Genomic DNA, 21157 nt, shown 5'->3' on the forward strand with positions numbered 1-21157 from the left:
CAAAATACAGATAGTATGTTATGATAAATGTATAAATATCAATGGAGGTGCCAAATCATGCGTATAGAACATGATTTTTTAGGTGAAATTAAAATACCCGATGAAATATATTACGGAGTACAAACAACGAGAGCATTAGATAATTTTGTGATCACTGGACATAAATTAAATGATGATTTTATCAAATCTTTTGGTATTGTCAAAGCGGCAGCTGCAAAAGCCAATATGAAAACTGGTCGCATGCCAAGTAAAATTGGTCATGCTATTGTACAAGCAGCCGAAGAAATTGCAGAGGGAAAATGGCATGACCAGTTTGTAGTTGATTGCATCCAAGGTGGGGCAGGTACATCCATGAATATGAATGCAAATGAAGTCATTGCTAATCGTGCTCTTGAAATACTTGGTGAAAAAAAAGGTAATTATAACCTGATTTCCCCCAATAATCATGTAAATATGGCTCAATCAACAAATGATGTTATGCCAACGGCCATGCGCATTTGTGCAATTACGAAAGCTAAAAAATTAATTATCGCTCTTGAAGATATGGCGGCAACTTTCACAGAAAAAGGCGATGCTTTTAATCATATTTTAAAAATGGGGCGTACTCATCTGCAAGATGCAGTGCCAATTACGTTGGGACAAGAGTTCTATGCTTATGCCGAAGCCGTGAAACGAGGAATTAAACGAATTCGCGAAAATAGTAAGAACATGCATTGTGTGAATATGGGAGCAACAGCAGTCGGCACAGGACTGAATGCTGAACCTGAATATATCCAATTTGTTGTCGAAGAGTTATCAAAAATAACTGGTGAAAAAATTGAATCGGCAGATAACTTGGTTGATGCTACACAAAATACAGATCAAATGGCAGAATTCTCAAGTGCTCTGAAGGTGACAGCATTAGCTCTTTGTAAAATTGCCAATGATATACGATTGATGGCCTCGGGTCCGCGTTGTGGACTCGGTGAACTGTCCTTACCAGAACGTCAGCCAGGTTCTTCGATTATGCCCGGAAAAATTAATCCAGTCATTCCTGAAACCGTGAACCAAGTTGCATATCAAGTGATTGGTAATGACATGGCGATTAGTTTAGCAGTAGAAAACGGACAATTTGAATTAAATGTAATGGAACCAGTCATGGCGTATAATTTATTTAATTCTTTGACAATCCTAACTAATGTAGTCAATACACTCAATTATAAATGTGTAAAAGGTATCGTTGCTAATGAAGAACGTTGCCGCGAAATGATTGAAAAGAGTGTGGGCATTGTAACGGCATTGTTACCTCATATCGGTTATGAACAAGCTTCATCCATTGCAAAAGAAGCTCTTAAAACAGATACATCTGTTAAAGAATTAGTTATTGCAGGAGGATTGTTAACGGCTGCTCAGCTAGAAATTATTTTATCACCTGCAGAAATGACTAAACCTGGAATTGCAGGTAAACAGTTCTTGATTTAAATAAAGAATAGGTACTATAGAGTAAAAGAATCTCCTTTGTAAACCGTGGTACAAAGGGGGTTCTTCCTAATTATTCAGAAAAAATTGATAATTCTAATTCAGTAGTTTATCTGAAAAGTTTGTGATATAATACACTTGGATATTAGAATAGGGGGATGAGCATGCGTACAATTGAAGTAGATCAAATTACTCAGGCGATAGCAAAAATGTGCATTGATGCTTGCTATTATCTATCTGAGGACGTGTATGAGGCTTTAGTAACAGCTGGACACAAAGAAGAATCTTCATTAGGCAAAGAAATTATCGGAAAAATAGTAGAAAATGCTAATATTTCTAAAAATGAAGACAGACCTATTTGTCAAGATACTGGTATGGCTGTTGTATTCATGGAAGTTGGACAAGATGTTCATATCGTTGGCGGTAGTTTAGAAGATGCTGTGAATGCAGGGGTCGCTAAAGGATATACTGAAGGATATCTTCGTAAATCTGTAGTGGCTGAGCCATTGTTTAATCGTAAAAATACGACAAACAATACACCAGCTATTTTACATACCACAATCGTACCTGGTGACAAATTAAAAATTAAGCTTGCACCTAAAGGTTTCGGTAGCGAAAACAAAAGTGCATTAAAAATGCTTGTACCTGCTGATGGAGTGGAAGGACTTAAAAAAGTCGTCCTTGATACGGTAAAATTAGCTGGCCCTAACGCCTGTCCTCCAATGGTTATCGGCGTAGGTGTAGGCGGTACTATGGAAAAAGCAACTATTTTAGCTAAAAAAGCATTATTGCGTCCATTAAATAAACGGAACGCACATCCAGATTATGAAAACTTAGAAGCTGAACTCTTAGAGATGGTTAACAAAACTGGTGTAGGTCCACAAGGCTTAGGCGGTATTACTACGGCTTTAGCAGTCAATGTTGAATATTTTCCCACACATATTGCTGGACTTCCAGTAGCTGTGAATATTAACTGTCATGCTACACGGCATGCTGAAGTTGAACTGTAGGAGGTGCACAAAAAATGGCAGAAATAAAACGTATTACCACTCCGTTGACCAAAGAAATGGCTCGCTCATTAAAAGCTGGTGACAGTGTACTCATTACTGGAACTATTTTTAGTGCCCGTGATGCAGCTCACAAAGTGATGACGGAAGCATTAAATCGTGGCGAAAAATTGCCTATGGATTTCACTAATCAAATCGTCTATTATTTAGGGCCTACTCCAGCTAAACCAGGAGATGCAGTTGGGTCTGCAGGACCAACAACAGCAGGTCGTATGGATGCATACACACCGCAAATGATCGAGCAAGGTTTATCAGGTATTATTGGTAAAGGTTATCGCTCACAAGCCGTTGTTGATTCCATGAAAAAAAATAGTACTGTCTATATGGTAGCGATTGGTGGAGCAGGTGCTTTGATCTCGAAATCAATTAAAGCTTATGAAGTATTAGCATATCCTGAACTCGGACCAGAAGCTTTAGCGAAACTTACAGTGGAAGATTTCCCAGCCATTGTGGCTATTGACTGTGATGGCAATAATTATTATGAAGAAGGTCAAAAACCTTATCGTAAAATCTAGTCAGTTAAATGCGGGAGTGCACGATGTATTTACAAAGTAGTACTCCTGCAAAACAACATAAACCTCACAAAATAGTTAGATTACCAGTGATTGTTAGTAATAATTAAATTACTAAAGAAATCCACGTTTATTTCTAATTCGTGAAGGTGAAATCAGAATAATGTCGAATAAACATTATTTTGTATAGTGAGTTAAAAAACTCACAAAATAATCCCGTGAATATTACAGGAGGTAAAAGCATGAACAAATTTGATTTTTGGATTCGTCGTATTCATTCTCTGTTAGGCGTGGCAGCATTGGGTGGTTTCCTATTGGAACATTTATTTACTATTTCACATGTAATGCAAGGTGCAGCGGTTTTTGATAAAGCCGTACATGAAATTAGTAACATACCATTTTTAGTGCCAGTTGAGCTATTGTTTATCGGAGTACCATTTGCTTTGCATGGTATCATTGGTGTGGTTTATGCACTTAAAGCAAAAAACAATGTAAGCCAATATGGTTATTGGAATAACTGGATGTTCTATTTGCAACGTGTCACTGCATACATTGCGTTTGTTTTCATTATTTACCACGTAGTGACTTTACGTATTATGGGTAAAGCATCAGGACATTTTGTTGGTTTTGACTATATGCATAATGTATTGTCCAATCCAATCGTAATGGGCGCATATATTATTGGTTTGCTATCATCTATATTCCATTTCACAAATGGTCTATGGGGTTTTGCAGTAACTTGGGGTATCGTGGCAGGACCACGTTCACAACGTTTAGTTGGTGTTGCTACCATTGGATTATTTTTACTTATGTCATGTGTAGGAATGGCAGCTCTTACAAAATTCAACTAAAATAACTTAATGTAAGGAGAGAACTCTGTGAAAAAGAAGATTATCGTTGTTGGCGGCGGTCTATCAGGCCTTATGGCAACACTTAAAATTTGTGAAGCTGGCGGAGAAGTAGAATTATTTTCATATTGCCCAGTAAAACGTTCTCATTCCCTTTGTGCACAAGGCGGTATGAACGCTTGTATGGATACAAAGGGTGAAAAGGATAGTACCTATGAACATTTTGATGATACTGTTTATGGTGGTGACTTCCTTGCTGACCAGACTGCAATCAAAGGCATGTGTGAAGAAGCTCCAAAATTAATTAAAATGTTTGACCGTATGGGTGTTACATTTACTCGTACACCAGAAGGTTTACTTGATCTTCGTAATTTTGGTGGTCAGAAAAATAAACGTACGTTGTTTTCTGGTTCCACAACAGGTCAGCAACTTCTTTACGCACTTGACGAACAAGTTCGTGCATGGGAAGTAAAAGGTGCTGTTAAGAAATTTGAATTCTGGGAATTCATTAAAATTATTAAAAATAAAGAACAAATTTGTCGCGGTATCGTAGCACAAGACATGAATTCTATGGAAATCAGAGCTTTCCGCGCTGATACGGTTATTCTTGCAACAGGTGGTCCTGGTATGGTGTTCGGTAGATGTACTGCTTCAACTATCTGTAATGGTTCAGCAGTATCTGCAGTATATCAGCAAGGCGCTCTTATTGGTAACCCTGAATTTATTCAAATTCATCCAACAGCCATTCCTGGCTCAGATAAAAACCGCTTGATGTCTGAAGCTTGTCGTGGTGAAGGTGGACGTGTTTGGGTATACAAAGATGGTAAACCATGGTACTTCTTAGAAGAAATGTACCCTGCATATGGTAACCTTGTACCTCGTGACGTAGCTTCTCGTGCTATTTATGATGTATGTATGAATCAAAAACTTGGTATTAATGGGGAGAATAAAGTATATCTTGATCTTTCCCATATTTCAGCAGATTACCTTGAACGCAAATTAGGCGGTATTATAGAAATTTATACGGAATTCGTTGGTGAAGATCCACGTAAAGTTCCAATGCAAATTTATCCATCTGTCCATTATTCTATGGGCGGTATCTGGGTAGATACAAAACATAATACCAACATTCCTGGTTTGATGGCATCTGGTGAATGTGATTATCAATATCACGGTGCAAACCGTCTTGGTGCAAACTCACTTCTTTCCGCTTGTTATTCTGGTACCGTTTCAGGTCCAGAAGCTATGCGTTGGGCTAAAGTAGGCGAAAAAGGTTCGGAACTTACTGATGCAGAGCTAGCAAAAGCAGCCAAAGAATGCCAAGATGAGTATAACTCTATCTTGAAAATGAATGGTACGGAAAATGCCCATGAGCTTCACCACGAACTTGGTGATTTAATGAACAAATACGTTACCATTGAACGTGTGAATAAAGACCTTGATTACTGCTATGATGAAGTAAAGAAAATCCTTAAACGTTGGGATAATATCGGTTTAGTTGACCAATCAACTTGGGCAAACCAAGAAGCTATGTTTGCAAGACAACTTCGCAATATGATTATTTACGCTTTAGTTGTAACAAAAGCAGCACGTATGCGCGATGAAAGCCGTGGGGCTCACTATAAACGCGAATTTCCAACTCGTGATGATGAACGCTTCATGAAAATAACACTCGTTGAGTTTGAACAAGCAACCGAAGAACCTAAGATTAGTTATGGTGATTTTGATTGTTCATTAGTTAAACCACGCGCTCGTAACTATGCAGTTGCTAAGAAAGCATAAGAAGGAGGTAAATAATAATGGCAGAAACAAAGAAAAAAGTACATTTTATTATAGAAAGACAAGATAGCCCTAATTCTCAACCTTACACAGAAGAATTTGAAGTTGATTATCGTCCTGCGCTGAATGTTGTTGCGTCTCTTATGGAAATTCAAAAGAATCCTGTAACAAAAAGCGGCAAAAAAACAACTGCTGTTGTTTGGGAATGTAATTGTCTTGAAAAAGTATGCGGTGCATGCATGATGACCGTTAATGGTAAAGCTCAACAAGCTTGTGCAGCTTTGATTGATCATTTAGAACAACCGATCCGCTTAGCGCCAGCTCGTACTTTCCCTGTTATTCGTGACCTTATGATTGACCGTTCTGTAATGTTTGAAAGTTTAAAACGCATACATGGATGGGTAGAGGTAGATGGAACCTGGGAAGTTCATAATGATGCTCCGCGTCAAGATCCCAAAGTTGCAACTACTGCTTATGAAATATCAAAGTGTATGACTTGCGGTTGCTGCTTACATGCTTGTCCAAACGTAAATAGTGGTTCAGAGTTCATTGGACCATCTGCCGTAGCACAAGCCCATCTCTTTAACTTGCATCCAATTGGCGTATATCAAAAAGATGAGCGTCTAGATGCATTGATGGAAAAAGGCGGTGTTACAGGTTGCGGTAATAGCCAAAACTGTAAAGAAGCATGCCCTAAAGACATTAAACTAACAGATTACATTGCTAGAATCAATCGCGATGTAAATAAGAAAGCTCTTAAAGACTTATTTAATAAATAATTATTTTAGCTTTCATAAATAAAAAGGATAAAGTGTTCTTTATCCTAGGTAAGAAAAGACTTGGTGTAGGCCAAGTCTTTTCTTTATGTAATCAGAAAGTATGACACTTTCTAGGGTTACAAGTAAGAACGACTAAGATTTCTGCCTGCATCTGGGGACTTGATACAAGCTAAGTCTTTTCCTATGAATTTAGAGGATTTAATATTTTAAGTAATAGAACTAATAAGTGATGAAAAAAATGTATTTTTTTTCTTGACATAATAAATTCATTATGGTATTATAGTTTATGTGAGTTAGCGATAACTGAGTGAAAAACTTAATTGTAGCTAATTTATAAGTCAACTGCTTTTTTTAAAAAAAACTTTTGAAAAAAATGCTTGACAGTAAAACAAGAGATATGTTATAATAGATCTTGTGGTTGACGGGGCGTGGCTCAGCTTGGTAGAGCACCTGGCTTGGGACCAGGGGGTCGCAGGTTCGAATCCTGCCGCTCCGACCATCTAATCCGAAAATTTCATCATATGCGGGTGTAGCTCAATGGTAGAGCACTAGCCTTCCAAGCTAGCTACGAGGGTTCGATTCCCTTCACCCGCTCCATTTTCTTTAAAAGGACATGCGCCTGTAGCTCAGCTGGATAGAGCAACGCCCTTCTAAGGCGTGGGTCGGGCGTTCGAATCGCTCCAGGCGCACCATTGAAAATTCAAGCTTTCAAGGCTAATTACCTTGAAGGCTTTTCTTCTATTTTTAAAAGATTAAATAAAACGGCAGTCATTATACATTTGTGATAATGACTGCCATTTTGCATTATCTAAACAAATTAGATCTCGTAGAAAACATGAACAGAAATGTTTAAAGAAATTAAAAAATATGAAAATCAATGGATTGTGGGATGTTTTTTGTCCCGCGATATGGTATAATGTGTAATGTATCCAAAAAAATATATAGGGAGGTACTTATGGAGAGAATAAGAGAAAATAACTACCTCGGTGTTGCAGAGGTAGCCAGTAAAGTGTATTATAATCTGCCGCCGGCACAACTAGTAGAAAAAGCGATCAGCCGTAATGAGGGGCTGCTTACTTCTACAGGAGCATTGCGGGTTACTACTGGCAAATATACTGGACGTTCGCCTAATGATAAATTTATTGTGGATTCGCCTGCTGTGCATAGTGATATTGCCTGGGGCAACAATAAGGCTTTTAGCGGTGAACAGTTTGTCCAGTTATATAATCGCATGATGGGATACTTACAAAATCGGGAGATCTTTATATTTACTGGATATGCTGGAGCTGATGAAGAGCATCAGGTAAAAGTACAGTTTATTAATGAATTTGCTTGGCAAAACCTTTTTGTCCATCAACTGTTTATTCGTCCTGAGCCATTACAGGAAACGGGAAAGTCAGATTTTACGGTGATTTGTCTGCCTAACTTTAAAGCGGTACCAGAAATCGACGGTACAAATTCTGAAGCTTTTATCGTCTTAAACCTTGAGAAGAGGATAATATTAATTGGGGGAACCCATTATGCTGGTGAAATGAAAAAAGCTATCTTTACGGTCATGAATTTTTTACTGCCTAAACAAGGTATTCTTTCTATGCATTGCTCCGCTAATATGGGAGAAACAGGAGATACCGCATTGTTTTTTGGTTTAAGTGGAACTGGTAAAACGACGTTATCGGCTGATCGTAAGCGTCGGTTGATCGGGGACGATGAACATGGTTGGAGTAACCAGGGGATCTTTAATATTGAAGGCGGATGTTATGCTAAGTGTATTAAACTGAGCCAAGAAAATGAGCCGCAGATTTGGGATGCAATTCGTTTTGGCACAGTGTTAGAGAATGTAGTTGTGGATGAAGAGAGCCGTGTAGCGAATTATGATAGTGTAGATTTCACTGAAAATACTCGCGCCGCCTACCCTGTTCATTATATTGAGCATGTTGTGGTTCCAGGTGTAGGAGGACATCCTAGTACTGTGATATTTCTAACGGCAGATGCCTTTGGAGTATTACCCCCAATTGCCAAGTTAAATAAGCAGCAGGCTATGTATCATTTCTTATCAGGATATACAAGTAAACTTGCCGGAACAGAGAGGGGCGTTACTAAACCGGAAGCTACTTTTTCTGCTTGTTTCGGTGCTCCTTTTTTACCATTATCGCCTTTGGTCTATGCAAAAATGCTAGGCGAAAAGTTAGAACAACAGAATACCAATGTTTTCTTAATTAATACTGGATGGTCAGGCGGACCATATGGCATAGGAAAAAGAATGAATTTAGCTTATACTAGAGCCATGGTGACAGCAGCTATTGAAGGGCATATGGATCATGTGCGTTATAGTCTAGATCCGATTTTTAATGTTTATATACCCGATACATGCCCTGGAGTGCCAGAAAATATACTTAAGCCGCGCAACACTTGGAGCGATGGGGTATCCTATGACCGCCAGGCTAGAGAGTTGGCAGCTTTATTTAATGAAAATTTTACTAGATTTTTGGAAGATATCCCTGAGGAAATTGCTAAGGCTGGTCCTAAAGGGTAATAATAGAAGAACTTTTGTAGCTTAATCGTATACTTTACTTCAGGAGGAAGAACATGATAATAAAAGTAGGAATTAACGGCTTTGGACGCATTGGGAGAATGTGTTTACGAGCAGCGTTAGAAAATGAGAATATAGAAGTTGTTGCTGTTAACAGCACGTCAGATACTATTGCGTCTGCTCGCCTTCTAGAATATGATTCAATACATGGTAGACTTAACAAAGAAATTAAAGTAACTAACGATGAAATCATAATTGATGGACATCCCATAAAAATAATTTCTGATCGTAATCCTGCGAATCTTCCTTGGGGTAAACTTGGAGTCGATATTGTTATTGAATCTACAGGAAAATTTAATTCTGGTAAAGATTGTGAAGTTCACTTGAGAAATGGTGCAAAAAAAGTTATCATATCTGCGCCGGCCAGCGACTCTATTCCTACAATTGTTTTAGGTGTTAACGAAAATATTTATCAGCCTAAAATCCATCATGTTATATCTAATGCATCTTGCACGACAAACTGCTTAGCTCCTATTATCAAAGTAATCCATGATAACTTTGGAATTACTAATGGTTTAATGTCAACCGTTCATGCCTTTACTACAGATCAACGAAGCTTAGACAATAGTCATAAAGATCCGCGTCGATCAAGAGGTTGTATGCAATCCATAGTTCCAACATCAACAGGAGCTGCCAAAGCCATTGGTCTTGTGATACCTGAGCTAAAGGGAAAGTTAAACGGAGTTTCCTTACGCGTTCCAGTACCAAATGTATCTTTGGTGGATTTAGTTGTCGAGCTAGAACAGGACGTTACCGTTGATACGATTAATAACGCTTTGCGTACTGCATCTGAAAGCTCTATGTTGGGGATACTTGAATACTGTGATAAGCCTCTCGTTTCCGTTGACTTTTTGGGCAATAAACACTCGGCTATTGTAGATGCCCTATCAACATTAGTGATTGAAAAACGAAAAGCAAAAATTCTTGCATGGTATGATAATGAATGGGGATATTCTTGTCGTGTTGTTGAACTGGCACAGCACCTAGGTAAAATTCTGCATGAAGAAGAAAGCAAAAATATCAAGACAAAAGCTGTAGGATAGTAATAATAAAGGAGTTATCTACCGATATAGTAAAACTGGTAAATATCTTTTTGTAGTACTATTTTATGCAAGAATCCTCCTATTGTAGTAAAAGCTACAATAGGAGGATTTTTTACTAGTCATTATAAGAATAGTTATTTACAAAATCAATAAAGGCTTTGCAGGCAAGAGGTAAGACTTTATCTGGTTTCCAGATGAGACCCATATCGAGGAAGAGGCGGGGAGAAAGTGGAATCTTGGTCATATGTCTTGCTTCTTTGATTGAATTAACGGGTAGAAAGGAGATTCCAACTCCTTTGGCAACGAATGCTTTAATGGTCTGAATTTGATTAGTGGATAGGGCAACCTTAGGTGTTGCGCCAATTTTAGCATATTCATCTAGGATGATTTGTCGCAGGAGGAATCCTTCATTGTAAAGAATCATAGGCTCATCTTTTAATTGATCAAAAGTTAAAAAAGGCTCCTTACTGAGGGGATGGTCAGTAGGAAGGCAAACAACAATCTGTTGTGAAGTGATCAGGTGTGAATGGAAGTCAGTTGAATCAGGTGGTAAAATAATCAAACCAACGTGAACATTTTCTTCTTGGACTAAATCGATAGCTGCTGAGGAGCCATCTTCAATAACTAACATTTCAAGAGAAGGATATTTATCTTTAAAAGCGGCAAATAGATCGGGAAATACATAAGCTCCTAGTAATGGGGGAACAGCGATTCGAAACGTGCCTCGTGTCAAAGTCTTATATTCTGCCATGGTATTTTGCGCATCAAGTATACGTGATAAGATATCCTGTGCTAAAGTAAGAAACACCTTACCTTCTTCAGTTAAACTTACTCTTTTTTGTGTTCTGTCTAGAAGATGAAAACCTAGCTCTTCTTCTAATTTGTGGACGGATTTAGAAATAGCAGGTTGGGAGATGTGCAGTCTTTTCGCCGCTGCCGTAAAGTTTTCTAATTCGGAAACAGTAACAAAATATTCTAATTCTCGTATATCCATGTATTGTTCACTCCGTTGTATCATAACTTATTGTTATCATACTAGTCTTATATCAACGTTCTGTCAAGCCTTTCCAGTTGTGAATTATGTAACTAGAAATGATCATTTACTGTCAAAATAGCTGAGATTTTTATTGTGTTGATTATTTTAGATGAAATCAAAAATAGAATCATTTTTTAATTTCGTGTAGGAGTTACAAAGATTTTGATCTCTTGCAGAGGGGGGCATAAGAAAAAATGTCCTTACTAAGATTATTAAAAGTCGAGTTGTGATTGTTAAAGGGCATAATAATTATAACTTATAGTTATTGTATCATGATTACTCGGTATTTTCATTATGTTTCTTATAGGCATATAATAGGGATAAAGATGCTGGTATTCGAGATTGACTTAGAAAAAATATCAATGGATATAAGTGAGGAGAATTATCATGGGAAAAGAAACAGTATTAGATACAGTTGAATCAACTTTGTTAAATGAACAAAATTTATTAGAGATGGCTTGTGGAGATTTAATCTCCACATCAAAAAAAATAGATAGTGTTAGCAATTCGTTAGAAGTTTCTCAAAAGATCGTAAGGTATCAAGGTAAGGATGAAAAAATACATTATGGCACGATTGATGGGGAAAAAGTATTTCAGCTTGAAAGTGGGTTTGCTGAAATCGCGCAGGGGATATTTAATTATGATGGTGTAGAGATTCTGCTAACCGACGTCAAAATTTTGATTCCTGTTGAGCCAACAAAAGTTGTAAATTTCGGATGGACATATGCTGGTCATGCAAAAGAAACGGGAGGAACGGCAAATCTTAAAGAACCATTTCTTTTTTTAAAGCCGCAGTCAGCATTGATTGCAGATCAAGAAACCATTTGTCTGCCCCCTATTGACTTGACCAATAAGGTTGAGTTAGAAGGTGAAGTTGCACTTGTTATTGGTAAAAGCGGGAAAAACATTAAAGAAGAAGAAGCTCTTGATTATGTCTTAGGTTATACTGTCTTTAATGATGTTACAGCTCGCGATTTAACTAAGAGTGATCCTCAGTTTACTCGTGGTAAAGGATTTGATACATTTGGACCTATCGGACCTTGGATCGTAACAGGAATTGATCCAACTCACTTGAAAATTGTGACAACATTAAATGGAAAAGTTGTACAAGATGGTAATACTTCTCAAATGTCCTTGCGTATACCATTTCTAATTAGCTGGGTTTCACAAATCATGACACTAGAGCCTGGCGATGTACTAGCACTTGGATCACCATCAGGTTCGTGTGCAATGCAAACGGGCGATGTAGTCAGCGTAGAAGTTGAGCATATTGGAAAATTAACGAACTATGTGAAATAAGAACATTATATCATCAGAAAAGACTTGGCTGAATATGCCGAGTCTTTTCTTTACGTAATCAGAAAACATAACACTTTCTTGATTGTAAGTAAGGGCAACTAAGACTTTGGTCTATGCTGAGGCTTGGCCGAAGTCAAGTTTTCTTTATGAATTAGTATTGAAGTCTTTAGAAATTACAAATAGTAATAAACATAATGAACAAAATCTATATTTAAAAAAAATAATGTTTTATAATAAATACGATTCGGTAAAAAATAACATTTCTATTTTAAGTGATTTAAAGTAATAAATATTTTTATAGAATCAGAACGTAGAACATACTCTAACTCTAGGTAAAAGCGACTAAGGTTCTGCTGGATCTGAAGAGTTGGTATATACCAACTTTTTTTCTTATAAAGCGGAAAAGGGGGAAATATAAATGTCATTTAGTTTTAAAAGTATTCGAGTTCGTCTTATGTTTATCGGTGGTCTTATTTTATTTTTTTCTTTAGGAATTCTTGCTTTAGGTAGTTATTATTATTCCAGTCAGTTCTTATCAAAAAGTGTTGATGAGACTGCGATATCCATTGGTTCTGACTATTCTCATAGGGTTCAAGGGCAAGTGAGAGATGTAACAACCAGACTTGAAGAGTTGGCGAGTAGTCAACAAATAAGAAATATAAAGGATTCCAATAACCAAAAACAGGCTATGGCAGATAGTTTGAAACGGATTGAAGAATTGGATATGATTACATTTATTTATCTTGATGGAACAGCTATTAGGGCTTCGGGAGAAAAATCTAAGGGCTATACAGATCGAGAGTATTTCAAGAAGGTCCAAAGCAGCCGACAATCTTATGTATCAGAAATATTGGTTTCGCGATCGACAGGTAAGCTTTCCGCTATCATTGCTGTACCTGTTATGGATAATGGAGAACTTAAAGGAATTATAACTGGTACATATCTATTAGAAAAAGTAAGTTCTTTGGTTAAGGATGTTAAACTAAAAGAATCAGGTTATGGCTTTTTGATCGATGGTAAAGGTATGATTATTGCTGATGGGAAAAGGCCAGAAATTATTAGTAAAATAAATCTTACTGAAAAGAAAATAAATCCTGAAGTACAATTACCAATACAAGAACTTGATGACTCTTTGATGGCTTTATATAAAACGAGTGTGGAATCTAAACAACAAATAAGTGGGACTTATTCTTTTATTGATGGGATTAAGCAAGTTGCAGTTTTTACTCCTGTACACCTTGCTGGAGGACAAAATTGGACATTGATTGTAGCGGCACCTGAGAATGAAGCGATTCGTGAAGTTACAAATTTAACATGGAAGTTATTGCTAATGTCCATTGGCTGTATTGCTTTTGCATTAATGATTGTAATGTATTTTAGTGGGAAATTTTCTCGACCAATTATTCTTATGCGTGATCGAGCATTACAAGTTGCAGGAGGAGAGCTGAGAATTGAGAAAATTATCACTCATAGCCAAGATGAGCTAGGGGAGTTGGCAAATAGTTTCAATACAATGACAGAGTATCTGAGGGATTTGGTTGAGCAAGTTCAAGTTGAGTCTCATCATGTAAAAATAGCAAGCGAAGAATTAACGGCCAGCTCAGAGCAATCAGCTTTTTCCGGCAATCAGGTAGCTGGATCTTTAACAGAATTGGCCTGTAGTAGCCAAGAACAGCGTAGGGAGATTGCAGAAGTGGCAGAGGCAATAAAACAGATGGCAATCACGCTGCAACAAATCTCAGTGAATGTAGCTGAAGTCACTGCTGCGGCTAATCATACGGTCAAGCTAACAGAGTCTGGTCAGGAGGGGGCCGATTGTGCAGTTAGTCAGATCAGTAGTATTGGAAAAGGTACAAAGGAAGTTGGCCATGCTATCAATGAATTAGAAAATAGTTCTCAAAAAATTAGTGAGATCGTCAATTTGATTTCTGGTATAGCGGGACAGACTAATTTACTTGCCCTTAATGCTGCCATTGAGGCTGCAAGAGCTGGGGAGCAAGGCAAAGGATTTGCTGTTGTTGCAGATGAAGTACGGAAATTAGCAGAACAGTCCCAGCAAGCTGCTAGGGAAATTGCTGCTTTAATTAAAAATAACACTGCAGGTATTAGTAAAGCAGTACAGGCTATGGATCAGGGGAGCAAAGATGTTGAGAAAGGAATCATTCTTGTTAGTGCTGTTGGGGATGATTTTAAGAATATTTCTCAAGCTATTTATCAATTGTCGAATCAAGTAAGGGAAATATTGATTGCCATCGAAGATATGGATGTCGTTAGCCAGCGTATTGTAACTACAGTGGCTAACATTGAAATTTTTAGTAAAGTTGCAGTTTCTGAGGCTGAAAATGTTTCCGCTGCAACTCAGGAACAATCTGCATCCATTGAAGAAATAGCATCCTCTAGCCAGGAACTTGCTAAATTAGCAGAAAATCTCCAACAAACAATTAATAAATTCAATATTTAATACTTAATAATGATTCCGTCTAAGAAAAACAGCGAGTAGAGAGGAAGTAGCATACAACCCTTTACTCGCTGTTTTTTCATGAGAATATTATTTTCTTAATATTACTTTAAAATAAATTTTTTTAAAAATTTAATAATTTTGAATTAAAAGGAAGGATTAGGTTGTTATTTGTCGAATTTATGGAAATGAAGATGGTATAGGAGGTTTTACTGTGAATAGTAAAAAAAATTGGTTTTGCAATGCTTCTTCTTTTATTTGTCTTCTATCAAATCTCGAAAGTTTGAACACAAATCAATAAACTTGCAATACTATAAAGAAGGGGGAGGGTCAAATGACCTTTTTTGACAATTTAAAAATAAGTTCTAAACTAAGTATATTAATTATAATCGCATTGCTATCGCTGGGGATAATCGGATATACAGGATATTATTATCTTCAAGAAGCAAATACGGATATGAAATTGTTATATTCAGATCGATTAATTCCAGTTAAATTAACTAATCAAATTATTACTAATATGGCAACAGCAAATGCAGCAACGTTAGAATTAATGGTTACAGTAGATGGGAAAAGAAATAAAGAATTAAAACAGACGATTGATGAAATTGGCACACAATCAAATACTATTTATGCAGAACTTGCAAAATCTCGTTTAGATTCTAAAGGAAAAGACTTATTTGGAAAAGTAGAGGCAATAAGAGGAAAATACCGTGATGTTAGAAAGCAGGTCATTGAATTAGCACTTCAAAATAAAAATGTGGAAGCATATGCAATATATACCACGCAGTTATATCCAATCTCTATAGAATTTGTACGCAATTTAAACGAGTTTGCTGCTTACTATTCGATGTTAGCTGAAAAAACTAATGGGGATAATCAAGCAGCTTTTGAAAAGGCAATGAAAATTACAATCAGTGTACTAGTGCTAGCCTTCATCATTCTAGTTATGAGTGGATGGTACATAACTAAGATTATACGAGATCCGTTAATCTTAATGGTGGTAGCTTGTAAAGAGCTCGCAGCTGGTGATTTCCGTAATAAAACTCGAAAAGTACTGAGGAAAGATGAGATTGGTCAAGTCGCTGATGCCTTAGCTGATATGCGAATGACTCTTGGCAAATTAGTGAAAAATATTAATGAATCGGCTGAACAATTAGCGGGATCTGCAGAAGAATTAACAGTGAGTGCTGAACAGTCGGCCCAGGCGGCTAATCAAGTTGCTCAATCCATTACAGATGTAGCAAGCGGTGCAAATCAACAATTAAACATAACGAGTAATACCTCCATGATTGTGCAAGAAATGTCAACTCGTATTCATCAAGTTGCCATTAATGCCAGCGAAGTAGCTGGGCAAACAGCACAAGCAGCTGACAAAGCAACAGAAGGAAATAAGTCGGTAGATAAAGCGGTCAATCAGATGATTTCTATCGAACAAACCGTAACCACTTCTGCTCAAGTGGTAAGCAAATTAGGAGAGCGGTCTAAGGAAATTGGACAGATTATAGATACAATTTCTGGAATTGCAGGACAGACAAATTTATTGGCTCTCAATGCTGCCATTGAAGCTGCTAGGGCAGGAGAACAAGGACGTGGATTTGCCGTAGTTGCAGAAGAAGTTCGGAAGCTGGCGGAACAATCACAAGATGCAGCTAAGCAAATTGCTGTACTGATTGGTGAAATTCAAGGAGATACTGATAAAGCTGTTGTTGCTATGAACGCTGGTACGCGTGAAGTTAAGTTAGGAGCCGAGGTTGTGAATGCCTCCGGAAAAGCATTTCAAGAAATTGCAAATATTGTAAATCAAGTATCAGGTCAGACCAAAGAAATATCGATGGCTATGGAGGTCATGTCTGGTGGTAGTCAACAGATTGTTGGAGCAGTAAAGGAAATTGATGAAGTAAGCAAGAAGGTATCTGGTGAAGCACAGACCGTGTCGGCTGCAACGGAAGAGCAATCAGCATCCATGGAGGAAGTTGCTTCTGCTAGTCAAGCGTTGGCTCATTTATCTATGGATCTTCGTGAGGCTGTCAGTAAGTTCCAGACTTAATAGGAATGTAGATCGTGTACTGTAATGGTGGACTCTGCTTATGAGATAAGAATATGAGAAAGAGGCTATGGGAACTCCCTTATGAGTTTTACCATAGCCTTTTCTGTTGTTATACTAATTTTTTGTAAGCTTATTTTTATTTGAATAAACCTAATAGACTTATCACTAAAGAGACCATTCCGCCAGCAATAAGTGGTCCGACAGCCAGTCCGTGAAAGAAGCAAACCCCAATGATTGTACCAAAAACCAGTGCTGTGACGGTTTCAGGTGTTTCCCTCATAAATGGTAGACCTTGTCCGGCTACCCAGGCGACAAAAATGCCGATCATAATCGCTACAAGACCAATTGGATTTTTGAACGAGTCAAACATACTGTTGATTGATATACGTCCTTGTGCGATGGGGGTCAGCACTGCTAAAGTTAAAATGATAATACCAAAATTGATACCATGGCTTTCGATATAAGGAAACCAAGCTTCAAGGCCGAGGAGTTTTATCAATAATAACAGTAAAGCAGCGATGGACACAGAGTAGTTATTGCCGATAACCGATAATACTAAAATAATAAGGAGAGGTAAGTTATCCAAATTCATTCATTCACACCCTATGTATTATTTAATCATTAATATGATCATTCACAAGAAAAATTACTTTTTTATCATCATAAACTAAAAACATAAGAAAAATCAACTTTTTAAATTATTTTAAAAATAGTAATAAACAAGAAGTAACGATTGTAAGAACTTTAATATGATATGTGTAAAATTACACATATATGCAAAAGTTATAATATGTATTATAATACTGTAAAGGGAACAGGTAGAATAGGAGGACGTTAGTGTGGAAATTTTAGGAGCTGACATAGTCATTGAAAGTTTAAAGAATGAAGGGGTTGAAGTTGTTTTTGGATATCCTGGAGGGGCCGTTTTACCTCTTTATGATGCTTTATATAGAACTGATTTTCCTCACATTCTAGCACGTCATGAGCAAGGGGCTATTCACGCTGCTGATGGATATGCCCGCGCAACAGGTAAAGTAGGGGTGTGTATTGCTACATCTGGCCCAGGAGCGACTAATCTAATTACGGGTATTGCTACAGCTTATATGGATTCTGTTCCTCTTGTTGCCATTACTGGCCAAGTAGGAGTTTCCTTGATTGGCAAAGATTCCTTTCAAGAAGCTGATGTACGGGGAATTACAACACCCATTACAAAACATAATTATCTGGTGAAAAAAATTGCAGATCTACCGCGAGTACTAAAGGAAGCTTTTTTTATTGCGCGTAGTGGAAGACCTGGCCCCGTTGTGATTGATATTTCTAAAGATGTATTTAATGCGACTCTTGCATATGAATATCCTGAAGATGTAAAACTGCGCGGTTATTCACCCATTTTTGCTGGTGATGATTTGGTCATTGAGCAAGTTGTCGAAAAAATGCGCAAAGCCAAAAATCCGTTACTTTTTGTAGGTGGCGGCGTTAATATTTCTGATACGTCAGATATGCTAAGAAAAATTGTAGAATGGACTGGGTTTCCAGTAATTTCAAGTCTGATGGGGCTCGGCTGTATGCCGGGTGATCATGCTAGACATTTAGGAATGGTTGGTATGCATGGCACGTATGCTGCCAATATGGCAACAACAGAGTGTGATCTATTACTTGGAATTGGAGTTCGCTTTGATGACCGAGTTACAGGATCAGTGAAAGATTTTGCACCTCTCGCTGAGGTGGTACATTTTGATATCGATCCTGCTGAGATTAATAAGAATATTATAGCTGATGTACGAGTTATTGGAGATTTGCAATGGTCTTTACCACTTTTATATGAGAAAGCTCAACGACATGATTTCAAAGAATGGCATGAGCAGATCAATGTATGGTCTGAAACCGTGCGGGGATGGAAACAAGAAAATCCTTTGGCATATCAATGTAATCCTGACGTTATCATGCCCCAATCAGTGATCGAAACTGTAAGTCAACTGACCAAGGGCGATGCCATTATTGTAACTGACGTAGGGCAACATCAGATGTGGGCTGCCCAATACTATAATTTCATTAATCAACGGTCCTTTTTAACTTCAGGTGGTCTTGGTACAATGGGATATGGTTTACCAGCTGCTATTGGTGCACAGCTTGGTTTGCCAGAAAAAAAAGTCATCTTATTTACTGGAGATGGCAGTATTATGATGAATTGTCAAGAAATGGCGACAGCTGCTAATAATAATATACCAGTTAAAATTATTGTTATGAATAATCAGGTGCTAGGAATGGTCAACCAATGGCAACGGATGTTCTATGAAGAACGATACTCTCACACCTGTCTCAAGGGACACACGGACTTTGTAAAGCTTGCAGAGGCAATGGGGGTGACTGGTTTGCGGGTAACTCATTCGAAAGAATTGTCAGAGATCATAGAACAAGCATTACGTATCGAAGGTCCAGTACTTGTTGATATTTGTTTGCCTTGTAGCGAGGATGTATTACCTATGGTTCCAGCAAATTGTCGTTTAGATCAAATGGTTTTGGGAGGTTAAGTTCATGAAGTATACGTTAGCTGTTTTAGTTGAAAATAGACCTGGGGTCTTAACTCATATATCAGGGCTGATTAGCCGCCGGGCCTATAATATTGAAAGTATTGCCGCAAGTTATACTGAGGAAGCTGATACCACGAGGATTACCATTGATGTTGAGGTTGATGATGAAATACAGCTAGAACAAGTCGTCAATCAGTTATCAAAATTGATTGATGTCATTAAAATTATAAATTTAACTCATATTGATTCTATTCATAGAGATTTAGCACTCATCAAGGTAAAGGCTAGCCCTGATACTCGTTCGGACATTGTTGACATTGTTGAGATTTTTCGGGCTAAAATTGTTGATGTAAATCGAGAGACTATGGTCATCGAACTTACTGGCGAGGAAAGTAAGATTGATGCCTTATGTGAAGTGTTAATGGATTATGGAATCATCGAGATTGCTCGTACTGGTAAAATCGCTCTGTCAAGGGGACCTATTGCTGCGAAAAATATGTAATTCTCTTGGAATATTGAAATGATTAAAAAAATCAGAAGTCAATTTTAAGAAGGGGAAGTAAGAGCATTGTCGAATTGATCTAGTATAAATAAGGAAATTTATTTAAAAAATGGAGGATGAGAATATGAATTTTAAGTTTGTGCATAATAATTTCAATGTATCCAATCTAGAATCAAGTGTGGCTTTTTACAAAGAAGCATTAGGACTTGTAGAAGTGCGTCGCATGGAAAAGCCAGATTTTACTTTAGTATTTCTTGGTGATAGCATTACGACTCATAAATTGGAGCTTACTTGGTTGAAAGATAAGACGACTCCTTACAACTTAGGTGATAATGAGTTCCATTTGGCTTTAAATGTAGATGATTTTGATGGTGCATATGAACTGCACAAAAAAATGGGCTGTATTTGTTACGAAAATAAAGCAATGGGTATTTACTTTATTGCTGATCCTGATGGATATTGGATTGAGATATTACCTGGCGATAGAGGCTAAGTAAGTATAAAGGGGCCAAGTTGAAATGTTAGTTTCATCTTGGCTCCTTTTATTATTAGTTTATAGCGATTGTAAAAACAAATCAAAAAACGAGCCTTATATTGCAGGATTTGTGAATTCTTTAGAGAAAGTGAGTCGATAATAGTATAAAAAAATAAAAAGAGGGATGATGAATGAGAAAAATATGGCTTGCAGGAGGATGTTTTTGGGGAGTAGAAGCTTATTTTCAACAACTTAAAGGGGTAATTGAGACAAAAGTGGGCTATGGTCAGGGCAATATAGAGAATCCTACCTATCAGCAAGTGTGCTCAGGAACTACAGGATATACTGAAGTTTGTGAAGTAACCTATGATGATGAGATGATATCCTTAGGTAAAGTATTAGAGCATTTTTTTCGTATTATCGATCCCACAACTTTAAATAGGCAAGGACCAGATCACGGAACTCAATATCGAACAGGTATATATTATACCGATGAAGGTGAGAGTGATACTATTTTTCATTTTGTGAAAGAAATGCAGAAAAATTATACTGAAGATATTGTAGTCGAAATTGAACCTGTCATGAATTTTTATCTTGCAGAAGAGTATCACCAAAAGTATTTAGACAAAACAATAGGCGGATATTGCCATGTGAACTTAAGGCTAGCAAAACCTGAGGAAAAGAAGTAGGAAAGTCTAAAAAATAGTGTATAATAAAGAAGAATTAGTTA

At 37.3% G+C, this 21157-nt stretch carries 17 protein-coding genes and 3 tRNA genes; 18 read left to right on the forward strand and 2 right to left on the reverse strand.

Annotation, left to right across the window (positions count from 1 at the left end):
- The first annotated feature begins 57 nt into the window (after window positions 1-57).
- The 11 genes from ACAN52_RS07620 (at window position 58) to gap (ending at window position 10076) form a co-directional block, all read left to right on the forward strand.
- The gene (locus ACAN52_RS07620; RefSeq protein ID WP_378953997.1) at window positions 58-1461 is read left to right on the forward strand and encodes an aspartate ammonia-lyase; all 1404 of its coding nucleotides are present in this window, start codon (window positions 58-60) and stop codon (window positions 1459-1461) included.
- A 161-nt stretch (window positions 1462-1622) separates the two neighbouring features.
- Entirely contained in the window at window positions 1623-2468 is an 846-nt protein-coding gene (locus ACAN52_RS07625) for a fumarate hydratase (protein ID WP_378953999.1), read from the forward strand.
- Between the two features lie 14 nt (window positions 2469-2482).
- The gene (locus ACAN52_RS07630) at window positions 2483-3040 is read left to right on the forward strand and encodes a Fe-S-containing hydro-lyase (RefSeq protein WP_378954000.1); all 558 of its coding nucleotides are present in this window, start codon (window positions 2483-2485) and stop codon (window positions 3038-3040) included.
- A 239-nt stretch (window positions 3041-3279) separates the two neighbouring features.
- Window positions 3280-3888: a succinate dehydrogenase gene (locus ACAN52_RS07635; RefSeq protein WP_378954001.1), complete on the forward strand. Its 609-nt coding sequence runs from the start codon at window positions 3280-3282 to the stop codon at window positions 3886-3888.
- A 72-nt stretch (window positions 3889-3960) separates the two neighbouring features.
- Window positions 3961-5667: a succinate dehydrogenase flavoprotein subunit gene (gene sdhA / locus ACAN52_RS07640; protein WP_378954365.1), complete on the forward strand. Its 1707-nt coding sequence runs from the start codon at window positions 3961-3963 to the stop codon at window positions 5665-5667.
- Window positions 5668-5684: 17 nt separating this feature from the next.
- Window positions 5685-6443, forward strand: a complete 759-nt coding sequence (gene sdhB / locus ACAN52_RS07645) for a succinate dehydrogenase iron-sulfur subunit (RefSeq protein ID WP_378954002.1) — start codon at window positions 5685-5687, stop codon at window positions 6441-6443.
- A gap of 422 nt (window positions 6444-6865) precedes the next feature.
- Window positions 6866-6942 (forward strand) — tRNA-Pro (locus ACAN52_RS07650).
- Window positions 6943-6966: 24 nt separating this feature from the next.
- Window positions 6967-7040: transfer RNA gene (locus ACAN52_RS07655), tRNA-Gly, on the forward strand.
- A gap of 18 nt (window positions 7041-7058) precedes the next feature.
- Window positions 7059-7135, forward strand: a tRNA-Arg gene (locus ACAN52_RS07660).
- A 263-nt stretch (window positions 7136-7398) separates the two neighbouring features.
- The gene (pckA, locus tag ACAN52_RS07665) at window positions 7399-8976 is read left to right on the forward strand and encodes a phosphoenolpyruvate carboxykinase (ATP) (RefSeq protein WP_378954005.1); all 1578 of its coding nucleotides are present in this window, start codon (window positions 7399-7401) and stop codon (window positions 8974-8976) included.
- Window positions 8977-9029: 53 nt separating this feature from the next.
- On the forward strand, window positions 9030-10076 hold the full coding sequence (gene gap / locus ACAN52_RS07670) for a type I glyceraldehyde-3-phosphate dehydrogenase (protein WP_378954006.1): 1047 nt from the start codon (window positions 9030-9032) through the stop codon (window positions 10074-10076).
- A 115-nt stretch (window positions 10077-10191) separates the two neighbouring features.
- On the opposite strand, the gene ACAN52_RS07675 is transcribed toward gap, so the two are convergent.
- Window positions 10192-11070 carry a LysR family transcriptional regulator gene (locus ACAN52_RS07675; protein ID WP_378954007.1) on the reverse strand — a complete coding sequence of 293 codons (879 nt, stop codon included), beginning with the start codon at window positions 11068-11070 and terminating at the stop codon, window positions 10192-10194.
- Between the two features lie 429 nt (window positions 11071-11499).
- On the opposite strand from ACAN52_RS07675, the gene ACAN52_RS07680 reads away from it, so the two are divergent.
- From ACAN52_RS07680 to ACAN52_RS07690, 3 genes are all read left to right on the forward strand, one after another.
- Entirely contained in the window at window positions 11500-12411 is a 912-nt protein-coding gene (locus ACAN52_RS07680) for a fumarylacetoacetate hydrolase family protein (protein ID WP_378954008.1), read from the forward strand.
- Between the two features lie 418 nt (window positions 12412-12829).
- Window positions 12830-14872 carry a methyl-accepting chemotaxis protein gene (locus tag ACAN52_RS07685; RefSeq protein WP_378954009.1) on the forward strand — a complete coding sequence of 681 codons (2043 nt, stop codon included), beginning with the start codon at window positions 12830-12832 and terminating at the stop codon, window positions 14870-14872.
- A gap of 331 nt (window positions 14873-15203) precedes the next feature.
- Complete coding sequence (locus ACAN52_RS07690; protein WP_378954011.1) at window positions 15204-16919, forward strand: methyl-accepting chemotaxis protein; 1716 nt, start codon at window positions 15204-15206, stop codon at window positions 16917-16919.
- A 136-nt stretch (window positions 16920-17055) separates the two neighbouring features.
- Here the strand turns inward: ACAN52_RS07690 and ACAN52_RS07695 are convergent, their stop codons facing one another.
- The gene (locus ACAN52_RS07695) at window positions 17056-17511 is read right to left on the reverse strand and encodes a DUF441 domain-containing protein (RefSeq protein ID WP_378954012.1); all 456 of its coding nucleotides are present in this window, start codon (window positions 17509-17511) and stop codon (window positions 17056-17058) included.
- 247 nt (window positions 17512-17758) lie between these two features.
- Between ACAN52_RS07695 and ilvB the strand changes: the two genes are divergently transcribed.
- The 4 genes from ilvB to msrA all read left to right on the forward strand — a co-directional run bounded on the left by ilvB (window position 17759) and on the right by msrA (window position 21116).
- The gene (gene ilvB, locus ACAN52_RS07700) at window positions 17759-19450 is read left to right on the forward strand and encodes a biosynthetic-type acetolactate synthase large subunit (protein ID WP_378954013.1); all 1692 of its coding nucleotides are present in this window, start codon (window positions 17759-17761) and stop codon (window positions 19448-19450) included.
- A 4-nt stretch (window positions 19451-19454) separates the two neighbouring features.
- Window positions 19455-19952, forward strand: a complete 498-nt coding sequence (ilvN, locus tag ACAN52_RS07705) for an acetolactate synthase small subunit (RefSeq protein WP_378954014.1) — start codon at window positions 19455-19457, stop codon at window positions 19950-19952.
- A gap of 124 nt (window positions 19953-20076) precedes the next feature.
- A complete protein-coding gene (locus ACAN52_RS07710; protein WP_378954016.1) occupies window positions 20077-20445 on the forward strand; it encodes a VOC family protein in 369 nt (122 codons plus the stop codon).
- 173 nt (window positions 20446-20618) lie between these two features.
- Window positions 20619-21116 (forward strand): peptide-methionine (S)-S-oxide reductase MsrA, encoded by a 498-nt coding sequence (gene msrA, locus ACAN52_RS07715; protein ID WP_378954017.1) that lies wholly within the window; start codon window positions 20619-20621, stop codon window positions 21114-21116.
- The last annotated feature ends 41 nt before the right edge of the window (window positions 21117-21157 follow it).

The organism is Pelosinus sp. sgz500959 (genome assembly GCF_042610375.1).
GTDB lineage: Bacteria > Bacillota > Negativicutes > DSM-13327 > DSM-13327 > CTSoil-075.

What these genes read in the sequence shown, in the direction of transcription:
- ACAN52_RS07635 (WP_378954001.1), top strand. Translation starts at nt 3,280, where the DNA reads ATGAACAAATTTGATTTTTGGATTCGTCGTATTCATTCTCTGTTAGGC.
- ACAN52_RS07630 (WP_378954000.1), top strand. Translation starts at nt 2,483, where the DNA reads ATGGCAGAAATAAAACGTATTACCACTCCGTTGACCAAAGAAATGGCT.
- ACAN52_RS07620 (WP_378953997.1), top strand. Translation starts at nt 58, where the DNA reads ATGCGTATAGAACATGATTTTTTAGGTGAAATTAAAATACCCGATGAA.
- sdhA (WP_378954365.1), top strand. Translation starts at nt 3,961, where the DNA reads ATGGCAACACTTAAAATTTGTGAAGCTGGCGGAGAAGTAGAATTATTT.
- ACAN52_RS07685 (WP_378954009.1), top strand. Translation starts at nt 12,830, where the DNA reads ATGTCATTTAGTTTTAAAAGTATTCGAGTTCGTCTTATGTTTATCGGT.
- ACAN52_RS07680 (WP_378954008.1), top strand. Translation starts at nt 11,500, where the DNA reads ATGGGAAAAGAAACAGTATTAGATACAGTTGAATCAACTTTGTTAAAT.
- msrA (WP_378954017.1), top strand. Translation starts at nt 20,619, where the DNA reads ATGAGAAAAATATGGCTTGCAGGAGGATGTTTTTGGGGAGTAGAAGCT.
- ACAN52_RS07690 (WP_378954011.1), top strand. Translation starts at nt 15,204, where the DNA reads ATGACCTTTTTTGACAATTTAAAAATAAGTTCTAAACTAAGTATATTA.
- ACAN52_RS07675 (WP_378954007.1), bottom strand. Translation starts at nt 11,070, where the DNA reads ATGGATATACGAGAATTAGAATATTTTGTTACTGTTTCCGAATTAGAA.
- ACAN52_RS07710 (WP_378954016.1), top strand. Translation starts at nt 20,077, where the DNA reads ATGAATTTTAAGTTTGTGCATAATAATTTCAATGTATCCAATCTAGAA.
- pckA (WP_378954005.1), top strand. Translation starts at nt 7,399, where the DNA reads ATGGAGAGAATAAGAGAAAATAACTACCTCGGTGTTGCAGAGGTAGCC.
- gap (WP_378954006.1), top strand. Translation starts at nt 9,030, where the DNA reads ATGATAATAAAAGTAGGAATTAACGGCTTTGGACGCATTGGGAGAATG.
- ACAN52_RS07695 (WP_378954012.1), bottom strand. Translation starts at nt 17,511, where the DNA reads ATGAATTTGGATAACTTACCTCTCCTTATTATTTTAGTATTATCGGTT.
- ACAN52_RS07625 (WP_378953999.1), top strand. Translation starts at nt 1,623, where the DNA reads ATGCGTACAATTGAAGTAGATCAAATTACTCAGGCGATAGCAAAAATG.
- sdhB (WP_378954002.1), top strand. Translation starts at nt 5,685, where the DNA reads ATGGCAGAAACAAAGAAAAAAGTACATTTTATTATAGAAAGACAAGAT.
- ilvN (WP_378954014.1), top strand. Translation starts at nt 19,455, where the DNA reads ATGAAGTATACGTTAGCTGTTTTAGTTGAAAATAGACCTGGGGTCTTA.